Genomic DNA, 13,331 nt, shown 5'->3' with positions numbered 1-13,331 from the left:
TCCTCTCGTGACGGTGCGCGTGCCTCAGGGCGCGGGCGTGGGCGTGGGCGTGGGCGTGGGGAAGCGGTCGGGGCGGAACGGCTCGATGTCGAGGGGCGGTTCGTCGCCGGTCAGGGAGGCCGCGATAACGCGGCCGGTGATCGGGGCGAGGCCGATGCCGGCGCCCTCGTGACCGCAGGCGTGCAGCAGTCCGGGGGCGCGCGGGTCGGGGCCGATCGCGGGCAGGTGGTCCGGCAGGTAGGGGCGGAAGCCGAGGTAGGTCCGGATCGCGCGGACCTCGCCGAGGACCGGGAAGAGCGCGGTGGCTCCGGCCGCGAGGCGGCGGAGGACCTCGGTGGAGAGCGTGCGGTCGAAGCCGACGCGCTCGCGGCTCGCGCCGATGAGGACGGGCCCGGCCGGGGTGCCCTCGACGACGGCGGAGGTCTGGAGCGCGGCGGAGCCGCTGGCGACGTCGGCCACGTAGTCGGCGGCGTAGACCTTGTGCCGCACCAGGCGCGGCAGCGGTTCGGTGACGAGGACGAAGCCCCGGCGGGGCAGTACGGGAAGGTGTACGCCCGCGAGTTCGGCGAGGGCGCCGCCCCACGTTCCGGCGGCGTTGACCACCTTGGGGGCGTGCAGGTCGCCGGCCGTGGTCCGCACGCCGCGGATCTCGCCGGCCGGTCCGGTGAGGAGGCCGGTGACCTCCTCGCCGAGGCGGAGGCTGATCCGCTCGCCGCCGGCGCGCAGCAGCTGGGCGGCGGCGTGGGCGGGCATCACCTGGGCGTCCTGTGGATAGAGGAAGCCTCCCGCGAGGCCAGGAGCGAGGTGGGGCTCCAGATCGTGGAGCCGGTCCCCGGGGACCTCCTGGGCGGTGACGCCCGCCTTCTCCTGACGGGCCGCGAACTCCCGCAGGGCCCGCATCCCGGACTCGCCCGAGGCGACGACGAGGCCCCCCTTGGCCTCGTACTCGACCTGCGGCGGGAGCAGGTCGGCCAGTTCCCGCCACAGCGCGGTGGCGAGGAGGGCGAGTTCGAGTTCGGGTCCCGGCTCCTTGTCGGAGACCAGGAGGTTCCCCTCGCCCGCTCCGGTCGTGCCGCCCGCGACGGGGCCGCGGTCGACGACGGTGACGGAGAGGCCGGCGAGGGCGGCGTAGTAGGCGCAGGCCGCGCCGACGACGCCGGCGCCGACGATGATGACATCCGAGGGTTTTCTCGTGGGCACGTCAGTAATATTTCACATGGCACTGCGGTTGCCAAGACCCCACCGGCGGAGCATCGCAGTCGTCGCGCGGGCGCCACGGCGACCCGCCGGACACGGATGGATAACGGAGCTTCCGACATCTTGTCAGTGCAATTTCACATTACTATGTTACCGGTCACATTCCAGCCGTCGCCGGCTGTCCGAACCGCTGCTCCCGGAGTGACCACCCATGAACAAGCGCACGTACACCTTGGCCACCGCCCTGGTGGCGACCCTGGCCCTCGGCATCACCGGCTGCGGGGACGGCAAGAAGTCCGAAGGGTCCCGGGACCGCAAGAACCCCGCGACCGGCACCAACGGCTCCGTCCTCGGCGGCACCCCGCAGAAGGGCGGCACCCTCACCGTCCTGTCCAACCAGGACTTCACCCACCTCGACCCGGCCCGCAACTGGGTCATGCCCGACATGGACTTCGGCACCCGGCTCCTCTACCGCACCCTCGTCACCTACAAGGCGGAGGCCGGCGCCAAGGGCAGCGAGCTCGTCCCGGACCTCGCCGAGGACCTCGGCACCCCGTCCAACGGCGCCAAGACCTGGACCTTCCGCCTCAAGGCCGGCCTGAAGTACGAGGACGGCACCCCGATCACCGCCCAGGACATCAAGCACAACGTCGAGCGGTCCTTCTCCCCCGACCTGCCCGGCGGCCCCGACTACGCGGCCCGCTACCTCGTCGGCGGCAAGGACTACCGAGGCCCGGCCGAGGGCAAGCACCTCGCCTCGGTGAAGACCCCCGACGCCCGCACGATCGTCTTCGAACTCCACACCCCCTTCGCGGAGTTCCCCTTCGCCGCCACCCTCCCGACCTTCGCCCCCGTGCCCCAGGCCCAGGACAAGGGCCCCCAGTACGACAGCCGCCCGTTCTCCTCGGGGCCGTACAAGGTCGAGAGCTACGCCCGCGACAAGCAGCTCGTGCTGGTCCGCAACACCCACTGGGACCCGAAGTCCGACGCCGTCCGCAAGGCGTACCCGGACCGGATCGTCGTCACCATGGGCCTCAAGGGCAACCAGATCGACGACCGCCTCATCGCCTCCACCGGCACCGACGCCTCCGCCGTCTCCTGGGCCCAGCTCCGCCCCGAGTCCATCTCCAAGGTGCTCACCAAGGCCGACGTGAAGGCCCGGCTGCTCGCCGAGTCCAGCAGCTGCACCGAGATGGTCCAGATGAACACCCGCAAGGCCCCCTTCGACGACCTGAAGGTCCGCCAGGCCGTGCAGTACGCCCTCGACCGGGAGGCGATCGTCACCGCCGCCGGCGGCCCGGCCGTCGTCGACGCCTCCACCGCCGCCATGCCCGGCCCCCTCTTCACCGGCGGCAAGCAGCCCGACACCCTGAAGATCCCGCTCGCCGGCGACCCCGAGAAGGCCAGGCAGCTCCTCAAGGAGGCCGGGAAGGCCGACGGCTTCTCCACCCGCCTCACCGTCTCCATGAACGACAAGCGCATCGGCGAGGCCGTCCAGGAGTCCCTCGGCAAGGCCGGCATCAAGGTCACCATCGAGACCGTCGACCCCTCGGCCTTCTACGACACCATCGGCGACACCAAGAACCGCACGGACCTCGTCTACACCGGCTGGTGCCCCGACTACCCGTCCGGCTCCACCTTCCTCCCCTTCGTCTTCGACGGACGCTTCATCAAGGAGAAGGGCAACTCCGGCAACCACTCCCTCTTCACGGACGACGCCACCATGAAGCGGATGGACGAGATCGCCGCCATGTCCGACGGCGACCAGGCCAACAAGGCGTGGCAGGAGCTCGACGGGCAGATCCTCGCCAAGGCCCCCGTCGCCCCCGGCGCCTCGAAGCGCCGCACGCTCCTCATCGGCACCAACGTCGCCGGCGCCTTCGGACACACCTCCTGGAGCGGCCAGCTCGACTACGCGACCGTCGGTCTCAAGGACCCGTCGAAGAGCGCGAACTGAAGGACGCCCCTCCCATGACGCTCACCACCACCCCCTCCTCCCCGGCGATCTCCGGGGGCGGCGGGGCCTGGCGGTCGGTCCGCGCGGAACTGCGCCGCCGCACCTCGCTCAAGGCCTCCCTCGCCGTCATCGCCCTCTTCGCCCTGATGACCGTCGCCGCGCCGCTGATCAGCGGGCTCGGCGGCTGGGGCCCCGAGGAGTTCGACAAGTCCGCCGTCGACCCCTACCTCGGCGGCCAGCCGATCGGGCCGCTCGGCGGGGTCTCCGCCGAGCACTGGCTCGGCGTCGAACCCGTCACCGGACGCGACCTGTTCGCCCGTGTCGTGCACGGCGCCCAGGTGTCGCTGCTCATCGCCTTCGCCGCCACCGCGATCGTCGTGGTGGCGGGGACGGCCGCCGGCATCGCCGCCGGCTACTTCGGCGGCCGCACCGACACGGTCCTCTCCCGTCTGATGGACCTCACCATGTCCTTCCCCTCCCTCATCTTCATGATCGCGATGATGTCGGTGGCCAGGGACGTCAACCGGACCCTCCTGATGATCCTGGTCATCGGCCTCTTCGGCTGGCCCGGCGTGGCCCGGGTCGTCCGGGGCCAGGCCCTCTCGCTCAAGCACCGCGAGTACGTCGACGCGGCCCGCGTCGGCGGCTCCGGGCCCTGGCGGATCCTCGCCCGGGACGTCCTCCCGGGCGTCGCGGGACCCGTCATCGCGTACACCACGCTGATGATCCCCGGCATGATCGCCACCGAGGCCGCGCTCAGCTACCTCGGCGTCGGGGTGCGCCCGCCGACCCCGTCCTGGGGGCAGATGATCGCGGAGAGCGTCGCCTACTACGACACCGACCCGATGTACTTCCTCGTCCCCAGCCTCTGCCTCTTCCTCACCGTGCTCGCGTTCACCCTCCTCGGCGACGCCCTGCGCGACATCCTCGACCCGCGAGGGGGCCGTTCGTGATCCTCTACCTCGGCCGCCGGCTGCTCGGCGTGATCGGCGTCCTCCTCGCGATCGCCGCCGTCACCTTCGTCATCTTCTACGTGCTGCCCTCCGACCCGGCCGCCGCCGCCTGCGGCAAGGCCTGCAGCGACGAACGCCTGGAGGCGATCCGCGCCCACATGGGCCTGGACGCCCCGCTGTGGAGCCAGTTCGCCGACTTCGTCACCGGCATCTTCACCGGCCGCACCATGGGCAGCGGCCAGTACGCCCTGCGCTGCGACTTCCCCTGTCTCGGCTACTCCTACGAGAACAGCGAGGGCGTCTGGGACCTGCTCGTCGACCGCCTGCCGGTCTCCGCCTCGCTCGCCGTCGGCGCCGCCGTCCTGTGGCTCGTCCTCGGCCTGAGCGCGGGCGTCACCGCCGCCCTCCGCAAGGACACCCTCACCGACCGGGTCCTCATGGTCGGCGCGGTCGCCGCCGCCTCCCTGCCGGTGTACTTCACCTCGGTGCTGCTCATCTACGGATTCATCCGGCTCACCGGACTGCTGCCCTACCCGCAGTACGTCCCCTTCACCACCGACCCGCTGTCCTGGGCCTCCAACCTGCTGCTGCCCTGGCTGGCGCTCGCCGTGCTCTACGCCGCCATGTACGCGCGGCAGAGCCGCGGTTCGATGATCGAGTCCATGGCGGAGCCGTACATCCGCACCGCCCGCGCCAAGGGCCTGCCCCGGCGCACGGTCGTCGTGAAGCACGGTCTGCGGGCCGGCATGACGCCGGTCCTGACCATCTTCGGCATGGACCTCGGCGGGCTGCTCGCGGGCGCCGTCATCACCGAGTCCCTCTTCGGGCTGCCCGGCATCGGACGCCTCTTCTACGGCGCCCTCACCACCGGCGACCAGCCCGTCATCCTCGGCGTGACCCTGCTCGCCGCCACCTTCATCGTCGTCGCCAACCTGGCCGTCGACCTGCTGTACGCCGTCGTCGACCCGCGAGTGAGGTACTGATGGCCGCACCGGAACCCCTGCTGCGGGTCCGCGACCTCACGGTCACCTTCCCGACCCCGCGCGGCCCCGTCCGGGCCGTGGACTCCCTCTCCTTCGACGTGCCGCACGGGCGCACCCTCGGCATCGTCGGCGAGTCCGGCTCCGGCAAGTCCGTGACCTCGCTCGCCGTGATGGGGCTGCACACCGGCGCCGAGGTCTCCGGCTCCGTCGCGCTCGGCGGGCGCGAGCTCGTCGGCCTGCCGGACCGGGACCTGAACAGGCTGCGCGGCCGCCGGATGGCGATGATCTTCCAGGACCCGCTGTCCAGCCTCCACCCCTACTACACGGTCGGCGAGCAGATCGCCGAGCACCACCGGGTGCACTTCGGCTCCCGGCGGGCCGCCGCCCGGGCGCGGGCCGTCGAGGCGCTCGCCGAGGTCGGCATACCCGAGCCGAAGCGCCGGGCCGGCGAGTACCCGCACCAGTTCTCCGGCGGCATGCGGCAGCGGGTGATGATCGCGATGGCGCTGGTCTGCGAACCGGACCTGCTCATCGCCGACGAGCCGACCACCGCCCTCGACGTCACCGTGCAGGCCCAGATCCTCGACCTGCTCGCCCGGCTCCAGCAGGAGCGGCGGCTCTCCGTCGTGATGATCACGCACGACCTGGGCGTGGTCGCCCGGGTCGCCCACGAGGTCCTGGTGATGTACGGCGGGCGGGCCGCCGAACAGGCCCCGGTGGACACACTGTTCGCCGAGCCCGCGCACCCGTACACGCGCGGGCTGCTCGACTCGCTGCCCCGGCTCGACGACCCCGACGACACACCGCTGCGGGCGATCCCCGGCAGCCCGCCGTCGCTGCTCGAACCGGCGCCCGGCTGCGCCTTCGCCGCGCGCTGCGCGCGGGCCGCCGCCGGCACCGACGAGGAGCGGGAGTGCTGCGCGAGCGAGCGCCCCCGGCTCGACGGCCCCGGAGGCCACGCCGCCGCCTGTCACTTCCCGTCGTTCCCGGCGCTGTCCGCCGCGCCTTCCCCGCACGAAGGGGTCGACTCATGACCACCGCCCAGGCGGCGCTGCCGCACCCGGCGCCCGCGCCCGACGACACCTCCGCGCCGCCGCTGCTGCGGGTGCGCGATCTGACCATGACCTTTCCCGGGCGGCGCCGTTCGGCGCCGGTCCGGGCCGTCGACGGGGTCTCCTTCGACGTGGCGGCGGGCGAGACGCTCGGCCTGGTCGGCGAGTCCGGCTGCGGCAAGTCGACCACCGGCCGCATGATCGTGCGGCTCCTTGAGCCGACCGCAGGCTCGGTCTCGTACGACGGGAGGGACATCAGCCATCTGTCCCAGCGGCAGCTCAAGCCGCTGCGCCGGGACCTCCAGATGGTGTTCCAGGACCCGCACTCCTCGCTCAACCCGCGGCAGTCGGTGGCCCGGATCATCTCCGACCCGCTGATGGTGCAGGGGAGTTCGGCGGCCGACGCCCGCAGGCGGGCCGTGGAGCTGATGGATCTGGTCGGGCTCATCCCGGAGCACATCGACCGCTACCCGCACGAGTTCTCCGGCGGCCAGGCCCAGCGCATCGGCATCGCCCGGGCGCTCGCCACGAGCCCCCGGCTCGTGGTCGCCGACGAGCCGGTCTCCGCGCTCGACGTCTCCGTGCAGGCGCAGATCGTCAATCTGATGGAACGGCTCCAGCGCGAACTGGGCCTCGCCTACCTCTTCGTCGCCCACGACCTGTCGGTGGTGAAGCGGGTCTGCGACCGGGTCGCGGTGATGTACCTCGGCCGGATCGTCGAGATCGGCGTGAAGGAACGGGTGTACGCGGCCCCCGCCCACCCCTACACCCGGGCGCTGCTGTCGGCCGTACCGCTGCCCGATCCGGCGGCCGAGCGGGCCCGGGAGCGGATCACGCTGCTCGGCGATCCCCCGAGCCCGGCCGCTCCCCCGCCGGGCTGCACCTTCCACCCGCGCTGCCCGAAGGCGCGGGAGATCTGCCGGACGGAGGCGCCGCTGCTGCGGATCGCCGTCCCGGGTGAGGCGCGGGAGGTCGCCTGTCACTTCCCCGAGGAGGGCTGAGCGCACACGGCGAACGCCCCGGTCCCGCTGGTGCGGGGCCGGGGCGTTCGCGATGCGGTCAGGGTCTGCGGAGGGCCTGGTAGAGGGCCCCCGCGACCGCGAGGTCCTGCCAGGCCATGCCGACGCTCTTGAAGAACATCGGGCGTTCCGCCGTCGGGGCGCGGTGGCCGCGCACCAGGTCGGCGAGGGTGCCGGCGATGTGGTCCGGGCCGATCGCGCCCTCGGCCATCGGGACGAGCAGGTCGCCGGCCTCCCGGAGCGCGGCCGCGCGGGCCTCCACGTACACGTCGGCGCGGGTGACGAGCGCGGTGTCGGTCTCCCGGGCCTCCGGCTCGTGCGAGCCGACCGCGACGACGGTGGCGCCGGGCGCCACCAGGGTGCCGTCGAAGAGGGGTTCGCGGGCCGTGGTGCAGCAGACGACGAGGTCGGCCTTCTCGACGTCCCCGGGCGTGCCGGTACGGGCGGTGGCGCCGAGCGTGCGGGCGTATCCGGCGAGGGCCCGCGCGCCGATCGGGTTGCGTCCGACGACGATCGCCTCGGCGACCCGGCGGACGGCGAGGACCGCCTCCAGGTGGCCGTAGGCCTGGGGTCCGGTGCCGAAGAGCACCAGGCGCAGGGGCCTGTCGTCCGGTGTCAGGTGGTGGACGGCGAGCGCGGAGACGGCGGGGGTGCGGAGTTCGGTGAGGGCCGCTCCGTCGAGGAGGGCGAGGGGCTGCAGGTTCGCCCCGTCGAGCAGCAGGTAGGAGCCGGTGATGCGGGGCAGGCCGAGGGCCGGGTTGCCGGCGGCCACGCCCGCGATCTTCACTCCGGCGAGCGGACCGAAGGCCGCCGGCATGAGGAGGAGTTCACCGGCGGGGACGTGGACGGAGGTCCGGTGCGGGGCGGTCTCGGGGTCGAATCCGGAGAGCAGCACGTCGGCGAGGACGCGGGCCGTCGCTCCCGGGGTGAACACCCGGGTCATGGCCGCGGCGTCGATCCGGAGCGGTTCGGTCACAGCAGGAATCCCGTACCCAGCTCGTCGTGGGGGTCGAGGACGAAGGTATGGGTGCCGGTGCGGTGGGTGGCGCCGGTCACCTCCGTGATCCCGCCGGGCAGCAGCCGGCCGGTGAAGACGGTGTCGGCGACGGACTCGTGGGTGAGGGTGGCCCCGCCGTCGAGCCGGCCGTCCTCGCCGAGCAGGGCGAGCCGGGCGGAGGTGCCCGATCCGCAGGGCGAGCGGTCGATCTGGCCGTCGGCGAAGACGGTGACGTTCCGCTGGCGCGGTCCTTCGGGGGTGTCGGGGAGCTCGTCGTGGAGGATGACGCCGTAGACGTCGTACTCGGGGAGGGCGGCGCGGATCTCCCGTCCGGCGCGGACGAGTTCGGGCAGCGCGGCCTTGCTGGTGTCGAGGCCGAGCTCGCGCGCGGGGACGGAGACGTAGACGGCTCCGGAGTCGGCGATGTCGGCCTCGACGGTGCCGAAGCCGGTGGTCACCGCGGTCTTGCGGGCGAGGACGCGGGTCGGGACGTTGCGGAAGGTGACGCCGGTGGTGCGGCCGCCGGCGCGGTGGACGGTGGCGGTGACGCGGCCGGAGGGGACGTCGATGCGGACGGGGACGTCGCCGTCGTCGGGCGCGGGGACGCGGCCGGTGTCGACGGCCCAGGCGCCGAGGGCCATGGTGCCGTGGCCGCAGGCGGTGGAGTAGCCGTCCTTGTGCCAGAACAGCACGCCGAAGTGGGCGCCGTCGTCGTCGGGCGGCACGATGAAGCCCCCGTACATGCCGGAGTGGCCGCGGGGTTCCCGGACGAGGAGGCGGCGCACTTCGTCGAGGGGGCCGAGCCGCAGGGCGAGGGCGCGGCGCTCGGCGACGGTGTCGCCCGGGATCGGGGGGAGGTCCTGGTCGACGATCCTGAAGGGTTCGCCTGCGGTGTGGTAGTCGGTGGTGCGGATCTGGTGCGGGGTGGTGCTCACGTGCGTCCTCCGGGGAACGGTGTCGGGGGAAACGGGTGCCGGGCCGGCCACTCCCCCCGTGGAGTGGCCGGCCCGGACGGGTGGGCGGGTCAGCTGCGCAGGGGGCCCTCGCAGTTGAAGGTCGACGTGCCGGCGACCCGGTTGGACCAGATGTCGACGGTGCCGAAGGAGCAGTTCATGTCGGCGAGGTTGTTGGAGGCGGCGCCCGCCCGGTCGAGGATGAAGTAGTCGACGGTCTCGGACATGTCCTTGAAGACCTTGTCGGCGTTGTTCGCGTCCGAGAGGTTGGCGGTGATCCGGCCGGTACAGACGAAGCGGCGCTTGCCGTACTCGCCGGCCTCGCGGCAGTCGGGGGTGTTCTGGGTGGCGTTGGCGAAGGCGGTGCGGACGGCGGAGACGTCCGCGTCGCGCAGGGAGCCGTTGGCCGTGTAGGTGGTGTTCGGGACGAACAGCGTGTCGACCTTGGCGATCTGAGCGTCGAGGAAGCGGTCGTAGGCCTGCTGGAGGCCGGGGTCGGCGCCGAGCCGGTCGCGCCAGGCGTCGTAGCCGCTGACGTCGTTGTTCCGCAGGTGGGTGTACATCTCGCGGAGCAGCGAGGGGCGTTCGGTCCACAGGAACTCGAAGAAGGTGCCCGCGTAGTTGTAGAAGCGGAAGCCGTCGCCGTCGTAGGTGGCGTGCAGGAGCCGGTTCACGGTCATCCGCGGGCCGCCGCCGGCGGTGTCGTTGATGATGCCGCGGACCAGGGACTTGCGGACGGCGATGCCGTTGTCGCGGGTGGCGCCGTCGAAGAACTCGGCGGTGCCCTCGTCCATGGCGGTGGTGCGGTCGCCCTGGTACCAGGGGCCCTGTCCGAAGGTGCCGGGGACGGCGAAGCGGCCGTTGAGGTAGTGGACGTACTCGTGCCGGAAGAGCTCTTCGAGGGTGAGGCTGGAGTCCTGGGGGACGCGGCGCTGGTACGTGTAGAAGGTGGCGCCGTTCTCGATGTAGATGCCGCCGTTGTTGGTGCTGTACCCGGTGAGGATCGGGTGGTAGTTCACGTAGTCCGCGCGGGAGGCGTAGAGGACGATGTTCAGCGTCGTGTTGGTGTCGCCGGCGAGGGGCTGTTCGGTGCCGAGGACGCGGTGGTACTGCGCCTTGACCTGCTTGCTCGCGTAGTACAGCTGGTCGACGGTGGCGCGGTCGAGCGCGGTGCGGACCCGGATGGCGCCGTTGTCGTAGGTGTACGTGTACGGGAAGAGCTGCTTCTCGATGTCCGCCTTGCACACGCCGTAGGGCTTGCAGGCGTCGTAGTGGTTGAGCCAGGAGACGATCTGCGCCCACTGCTCGCTGCCGCGGCCGAAGGTGGTGACGGTCTGGTCGAGGAGGGGGCCGAGGTCGGCGACGATCTGGGTCCTGAGGGCGTCGACCTGGCCGAAGCGGCCGTACTCGCTGAGGGCGTCGCGGGCGACCCAGGAGTTGGCGGTGCCCTTGAGGTGGCTGTAGCCGGCGAAGGCCTTGAAGAGGGCGCGGTAGGCGGGGTCGGCGGTGACGGCCGCGTGGAAGGCGGCGTCCTGGTTGCCCGGGTAGACGCCGAGGTAGTTGACGGAGAGGCCGGCGAGCGCGGCCCCCGCCCAGGCGGGGTCGAGGTTGGTCGCGGTGTGGGACGGGTCCATGGTGGCGAGGACCCGCTTGATGAGGCCGAGTTGGTGCTGGCGCAGTCCGGGGGCGCTGGCGGCGTAGAGCGCCTCGCGGAGGGTGTTCGCGTTGCTCGTCGTGACGTCGAAGGTGCGCGGGGCGGCGCCGAAGTCGGCGACGGCCTGGCGTATCGCGTCCACGGTGGGCGCGTCGGTGGTGTCGATCTCGGTGCGTGAGTAGTCGTGGTAGGCGACGGCGTGGAGATAGGTGAACATCCCCTCCAGGCCGGAGGAGTTCTTGCCGTCGTGGGTGGCCGCCAGGCTCGATATGCGGCGGGAGACGGCCTGTACGTGGGCGTCGGACATCACGGGGACGAGGCGGGCGTCCCAGGTCCAGACGAGCTTGTTGACGCAGTCGGTGGTGACGGCGGGGTCCGCGAGGAAGGCGGCGAACTGGTCGGCGCTGAGGCCGGTGATGCCGTCGAGGGTGCAGGGCACGCCCGCCGCGGTGGTTTCGGCGGCCGCGGTGAGGCTCCTGGCGCCGTCGGTGGCACCGGACTTGGCCTGGCTCTGGTTCTGGGCCTGGGTCTGGGTCTGGGTCTGGGCCTTGGTCCGGCCGGTGGCCTTGGCCTTTCCGGCGACGCGGCCGGCGGCGAGGCCGCCCGGGGCGGGGGCGGGCCCGAAGGTCTTGGGTGTGGCGTCGGCGAGGTGGTCGACCTCGTCGCCCTGGAGGAAGGGGTTGGTCGTGTCCGCGGTGGCGGCCTGGGGTGCCGCGGGGCCCGCGACCGGGGCCGGCCGGTTCTCGGTTTCCGCCGCCGACACGGCGGACTGACCGGCGGAGGCCAGGAGGGTCACCGTGATGGCGGAGGCGAGCAGGGACGAGCGCGCACGTCGGTGGAGGGACAACGGAACTCCTGCTGATGAGGGGGGTGGGGCGGGGATGGGTACGCGAACTGGGGTGGTTCGCACGGCGTATGACAGGCGTTCATCGAACCGTGTGCGGTGTAACATAGTAATGTGAAATTGCACTGACAACCCCTCTGCGGCCTTGACTTACGCCGCCGGGCCCCCGCCTACCCCCGCATCGGGATCAATCGGTCACCGGAAGCGGAGGGCGGAGTCCTCGACCGGGCCGCGCCGCAGCGCCCGCCGGTCACGGAAGTAGTCGTTACGGAGCCGCCAGGGGTCCCGGGTGCCCTGACGCGGCATGATCGCGTCGCCGCGCGCCACGTAACCCGACGTCAGCGACTCACCGAGGACGGACACCGACGAACGGTCCGCATCGGCGGCGACCGGGGTCACGCTGGTGAGCCCGCGCCGGTCCAGATGCGCGAGCAACCGGCTGACATACCCGGCGGCCAGGTCGGCCTTGAGCGTCCAGGACGCGTTGGTGTAGCCGATGACCATCGCCAGATTGGGCACGCCGTCGACCATCACGCCCTTGTGGAGCAGGCGTTCGCTCAGGACGACCGGCTCCCCGTCGACCGCGAGCTCCATCCCCCCGGCCAGCCGCAGCCGCAGACCGGTCGCCGTCACGACGAGGTCCGCCGGGATCTCCTCCCCCGACCTGACCCGGACGCCCGTCTCGGTGAACGTCTCGACGTGGTCGGTCACCACCGACGCCCGCCCGCCCCTGAGCGCCGCGAACAGGTCCCCGCCCGGCACCGCGCAGATCCGCTGGTCCCACGGCCGGTACGCCGGGGTGAAGTGCCGCATGTCCACCCGCCCGCCGAGCTGCGCCCGCACCCGGTTCAGCAGCACCCTCCGCGTGAGGCGCGGCGCCCGGCGGCAGAGCACGTACAGGAACCGCTGCATGGCGATGTTGCGGGCGCGCCCCAGCCGATGGGCGAGCCCGGCCGGCAGCCGCAGCCGGCGCAGCAGGAGCGTGAAGGGGTCGTCGGCCGGGAGGCTGACCAGGTACGTGGGCGAGCGCTGGAGCATGGTGACGTGCGCGGCCTCCGCGGCCAGCGCGGGCACCAGCGTGACGGCGGTCGCACCGCTGCCGATGACCACCACCCGCTTTCCGGCGTGGTCCAGGTCCTCGGGCCAGTGCTGAGGGTGCACGAAGGTCCCGGTGAAGCGTTCCTCCCCGGGAAACTCGGGGCGGTGTCCCGCGTCGTAGTCGTAGTAGCCGGTCGCGCCGACCAGGAAGCGAGCGGTGTGGATCTCGGTCTCGCCGGTGGCCTCGTCCACCGCCTCCACCGTCCACCTCCCCCGCTCACTCGACCAGTCCGCCCGGACCGCCCTCCGCCCGAAGCGGATCCGGTCCGAGACCCCGTAGGCGTCGGCCGTGGTCCGCAGGTAGCCGCGGATGTCCGCGCCGGCCGCGAGGACCTTGGTGCCGCGCCAGGGCCGGAAGCGGTATCCGAAGGTGTACATGTCCGAGTCCGAGCGCACGCCGGGGTAACGGAACAGGTCCCAGGTGCCGCCGACCCCGGCACGCCGCTCCAGGACCAGGAAGGTGGACCCGGGGTTCCCGGCGAGCAGGTGGCAGCCGGCACTGATGCCGGACAGGCCCGCGCCGATGATGAGCACGTCGACGTGCTGTCCCGCCATCTCGGTCTTCCTCCGCGCTGCCTGCCGTTCCGGTGGAGCATTCTGCCCCAGCGGCCGGCGGGCCGTGCC

10 protein-coding genes are annotated in these 13,331 nt (G+C 72.4%); 5 read left to right on the top strand and 5 right to left on the bottom strand.

Annotation, left to right across the window (positions count from 1 at the left end; all coding sequences use genetic code 11):
- Positions 1 to 24 precede the first annotated feature (24 nt).
- Entirely contained in the window at positions 25 to 1,200 is a 1,176-nt protein-coding gene (locus ACZ7G1_RS02230; protein WP_470877703.1) for an NAD(P)/FAD-dependent oxidoreductase, read from the bottom strand.
- Positions 1,201 to 1,408: 208 nt separating this feature from the next.
- Here ACZ7G1_RS02230 and ACZ7G1_RS02225 point away from each other — a divergent pair, with 208 nt between their 5' ends.
- The 5 genes from ACZ7G1_RS02225 to ACZ7G1_RS02205 are packed head-to-tail and all read left to right on the top strand — an operon-like array spanning position 1,409 to position 7,143.
- A complete protein-coding gene (locus ACZ7G1_RS02225; RefSeq protein WP_470877702.1) occupies positions 1,409 to 3,154 on the top strand; it encodes an ABC transporter substrate-binding protein in 1,746 nt (581 codons plus the stop codon).
- 14 nt (positions 3,155 to 3,168) lie between these two features.
- A complete protein-coding gene (locus ACZ7G1_RS02220; RefSeq protein WP_470877701.1) occupies positions 3,169 to 4,107 on the top strand; it encodes an ABC transporter permease in 939 nt (312 codons plus the stop codon).
- Positions 4,104 to 5,090: an ABC transporter permease gene (locus ACZ7G1_RS02215; protein ID WP_470877700.1), complete on the top strand. Its 987-nt coding sequence runs from the start codon at positions 4,104 to 4,106 to the stop codon at positions 5,088 to 5,090. Before ACZ7G1_RS02220 ends, ACZ7G1_RS02215 begins: the two co-directional genes overlap by 4 nt.
- Positions 5,090 to 6,124: an ABC transporter ATP-binding protein gene (locus ACZ7G1_RS02210; RefSeq protein WP_470877699.1), complete on the top strand. Its 1,035-nt coding sequence runs from the start codon at positions 5,090 to 5,092 to the stop codon at positions 6,122 to 6,124. The genes ACZ7G1_RS02215 and ACZ7G1_RS02210 overlap by 1 nt, the downstream gene beginning before the upstream one ends.
- Entirely contained in the window at positions 6,121 to 7,143 is a 1,023-nt protein-coding gene (locus ACZ7G1_RS02205; RefSeq protein WP_470877698.1) for an ABC transporter ATP-binding protein, read from the top strand. The genes ACZ7G1_RS02210 and ACZ7G1_RS02205 overlap by 4 nt, the downstream gene beginning before the upstream one ends.
- Before the next feature lie 58 nt (positions 7,144 to 7,201).
- On the opposite strand, the gene ACZ7G1_RS02200 is transcribed toward ACZ7G1_RS02205, so the two are convergent.
- The 4 genes from ACZ7G1_RS02200 to ACZ7G1_RS02185 all read right to left on the bottom strand — a co-directional run bounded on the left by ACZ7G1_RS02200 (position 7,202) and on the right by ACZ7G1_RS02185 (position 13,262).
- Positions 7,202 to 8,137: an ornithine cyclodeaminase family protein gene (locus ACZ7G1_RS02200; protein ID WP_470877697.1), complete on the bottom strand. Its 936-nt coding sequence runs from the start codon at positions 8,135 to 8,137 to the stop codon at positions 7,202 to 7,204.
- Complete coding sequence (locus ACZ7G1_RS02195) at positions 8,134 to 9,093, bottom strand: proline racemase family protein (protein WP_470877696.1); 960 nt, start codon at positions 9,091 to 9,093, stop codon at positions 8,134 to 8,136. The genes ACZ7G1_RS02200 and ACZ7G1_RS02195 overlap by 4 nt, the downstream gene beginning before the upstream one ends.
- A gap of 89 nt (positions 9,094 to 9,182) precedes the next feature.
- Positions 9,183 to 11,612 carry a collagenase gene (locus ACZ7G1_RS02190; RefSeq protein WP_470877695.1) on the bottom strand — a complete coding sequence of 810 codons (2,430 nt, stop codon included), beginning with the start codon at positions 11,610 to 11,612 and terminating at the stop codon, positions 9,183 to 9,185.
- Positions 11,613 to 11,804: 192 nt separating this feature from the next.
- Positions 11,805 to 13,262, bottom strand: coding sequence for a flavin-containing monooxygenase (locus tag ACZ7G1_RS02185; RefSeq protein WP_470877694.1), 1,458 nt, complete (start codon positions 13,260 to 13,262; stop codon positions 11,805 to 11,807).
- Positions 13,263 to 13,331: the final 69 nt, after the last annotated feature.

It is taken from the genome of Streptomyces sp. NPDC037273 (assembly GCF_055603625.1).
This window is presented reverse-complemented; position numbering and strand designations above follow the sequence as displayed.

Excerpts from the sequence above, each read along its gene's own strand:
- ACZ7G1_RS02225 (WP_470877702.1), top strand. The coding sequence starts at position 1,409 with ATGAACAAGCGCACGTACACCTTGGCCACCGCCCTGGTGGCGACCCTG.
- ACZ7G1_RS02210 (WP_470877699.1), top strand. The coding sequence starts at position 5,090 with ATGGCCGCACCGGAACCCCTGCTGCGGGTCCGCGACCTCACGGTCACC.
- ACZ7G1_RS02205 (WP_470877698.1), top strand. The coding sequence starts at position 6,121 with ATGACCACCGCCCAGGCGGCGCTGCCGCACCCGGCGCCCGCGCCCGAC.
- ACZ7G1_RS02185 (WP_470877694.1), bottom strand. The coding sequence starts at position 13,262 with ATGGCGGGACAGCACGTCGACGTGCTCATCATCGGCGCGGGCCTGTCC.
- ACZ7G1_RS02220 (WP_470877701.1), top strand. The coding sequence starts at position 3,169 with ATGACGCTCACCACCACCCCCTCCTCCCCGGCGATCTCCGGGGGCGGC.